This is a genomic window from Microbacterium sp. CPCC 204701 (assembly GCF_004010105.1).
Taxonomy (GTDB): Bacteria; Actinomycetota; Actinomycetes; order Actinomycetales; family Microbacteriaceae; genus Microbacterium.
Window position 1 is genome coordinate 1 of sequence record NZ_RRYE01000445.1, and the last position, 2,234, is coordinate 2,234.

General features: G+C 71.1%; 2 protein-coding genes and 1 pseudogene. 2 read left to right on the plus strand and 1 reads right to left on the minus strand.

The features are described from left to right. Nucleotides 1-259: 259 nt before the first annotated feature. Both EIO58_RS16570 and ahcY read left to right on the plus strand, forming a co-directional pair. Nucleotides 260-466, plus strand: a complete 207-nt coding sequence (locus EIO58_RS16570) for a DUF3499 family protein (RefSeq protein WP_127820400.1) — start codon at nt 260-262, stop codon at nt 464-466. A 22-nt stretch (nt 467-488) separates the two neighbouring features. Then, a complete protein-coding gene (gene ahcY, locus EIO58_RS16575; protein WP_127820401.1) occupies nt 489-1,988 on the plus strand; it encodes an adenosylhomocysteinase in 1,500 nt (499 codons plus the stop codon). A gap of 19 nt (nt 1,989-2,007) precedes the next feature. Here the strand turns inward: ahcY and EIO58_RS16580 are convergent. After that, nucleotides 2,008-2,234 (minus strand): annotated as a pseudogene (locus EIO58_RS16580) (RDD family protein); the annotation flags it as partial.

The following is a 2,234-nucleotide window of genomic DNA, read 5'->3' on the forward strand; positions in this document are numbered from 1 at the left end:
GTCGGCGCGCCGCGGCGCGTGCTCGCTGATCCTCGCCCTTCGCCACGCCATGGTCCCAGCATAGGTCGCGGTCCGATCGCGGGATCGTGCGGGGCTCTCGCCGCGCGCGGCGAGGTCAGGTGATTTCACCGGCGTAGGAGGATCGGGCCGAGATCGTCCTGCGTCGGTGAAATCACCTGATGCGGTGACGGATGCCTCGGCGCGGGCGTGCGGCGCGGCATCCGCTCGACTGTCGCCGGGGCGCGGTAGCGTCGTGGCGATGCGCGAGAGAGTCTGCTCCAAAGTCGGTTGCGCCCGCGAGGCCGTCACGACCCTCACCTACGACTACGGCGACCAGATGGCCGCGATCGGTCCGCTCGGCGCCGGTGGCGACCCGCACGCGCACGACCTGTGCGCGATCCACACCGACCGACTGTCGGTGCCCAAGGGCTGGGTGGTCGTGCGCCACGAGACGCTCCGCGCCTGAACCCACGTGGGAGAATGGGCGGATGCCGACCCACATCCCCGTCGCAACGCCCGCCGACGTCCCGAGCTCCGAGCCCGTCGGAGGGCTCGAGTACGAGGTCGCCGACCTGTCGCTCGCCGAAGCGGGCCGGCATCAGCTGCGTCTCGCCGAGAACGAGATGCCGGGCCTCATGGCCCTGCGTGAGGAGTTCGGGCCGTCGCAGCCGCTGAGGGGCGCGCGCATCGCGGGCTCGCTGCACATGACCGTGCAGACCGCGGTGCTCATCGAGACGCTCGTGGCGCTGGGCGCGCAGGTGCGGTGGGCCAGCTGCAACATCTTCTCGACGCAGGACGAGGCGGCCGCCGCGGTCGTGGTCGGCCCGGACGGCACCGTGGAGGCGCCCGCGGGCGTCCCGGTGTTCGCCTGGAAGGGCGAGACCCTCGAGGAGTACTGGCGCCTCGCCGACCGGATCTTCGACTGGTCGGCCGAGGGCTTCGACGGCCCGAACATGATCCTCGACGACGGCGGCGACGCGACGCTCCTCGTGCACAAGGGCGTCGAGTTCGAGAAGGCGGGCGCCGTGCCCGCGTCCGGGCCCGACGACTCGGCTGAGCTCCGCATCGTGCTCGACACGATCCGCACGTCGATGCAGCGCGACCCGCAGCGGTACACGCGCCTCGCCGAGGGCCTTCTCGGCGTCACCGAGGAGACCACCACGGGCGTCCACCGTCTGTACGAGCTCGCGGCATCCGGGGATCTTCTCTTCCCGGCGATCAACGTCAACGACTCGGTCACGAAATCGAAGTTCGACAACACGTACGGCATCCGCCACTCGCTGCCCGACGGGCTCAACCGCGCCACCGACGTGCTGATCGGCGGCAAGGTCGCGTTCGTCGCGGGTTACGGCGACGTGGGCAAGGGCGCCGCCGAGGCCCTGCGCGGTCAGGGCGCCCGCGTCATCGTCGGCGAGATCGACCCGATCTGCGCCCTGCAGGCGGCGATGGACGGCTTCCAGGTCGCGCGCCTCGAGGACGTCGCCCCGCAGGTCGACATCGTCATCACCGGCACCGGCAATACCCGGGTCGTGACCGCGGAGCACCTGCAGTCGCTCAAGCACCTCGCGATCGTGGGCAACGTCGGCCACTTCGACGACGAGATCGACATCGCCGGCCTCGCCGCGATCCCGGGCGTCGAGCGCATCGAGATCAAGCCGCAGGTTCACGAGTGGCGCCTGCCCACCGGACGAAGCGTGCTCGTGCTGAGCGAGGGGCGCCTGATGAACCTGGGCAATGCGACGGGGCATCCGTCGTTCGTGATGAGCGCCTCGTTCGCGAACCAGGTGCTCGCACAGATCGACCTGTTCACCAAGCGCGAGGACTACCCGGTCGGCGTGCACACGCTGCCGAAGACCCTCGATGAGAAGGTGGCGCGCCTGCACCTCGCCGCTCTGGGCGTCGAGCTCACGACCCTCACCGACGAGCAGGCCGCTTACATCGGTGTGCCGATCGAGGGCCCGTACAAGCTCGACCACTACCGGTACTGACCCAGGGGGCACCCGGGCGTCAGCGCGCGGGGAATCCGCGGGGCGGTCCTGACACGGGCGCCGCGAGCGCATGGGCGCGCTGCGTCTCGAGTCGCAGGGCGCGCAGCTCCCGGTCGCGGCGCACCGCGACGACGGCGATGAGGAACATCTCGGAGTCGACGGCGGGCACCGGCGAGACATGCTCGGCTGCCTCGCGGGCGAGGGATGCCGCGACCCGGGCGCGCGCCGAGGGCTCCATGTTCGGCG

Excerpts from the sequence above, each read along its gene's own strand:
- EIO58_RS16570 (WP_127820400.1), top strand. The coding sequence starts at position 260 with ATGCGCGAGAGAGTCTGCTCCAAAGTCGGTTGCGCCCGCGAGGCCGTC.
- ahcY (WP_127820401.1), top strand. The coding sequence starts at position 489 with ATGCCGACCCACATCCCCGTCGCAACGCCCGCCGACGTCCCGAGCTCC.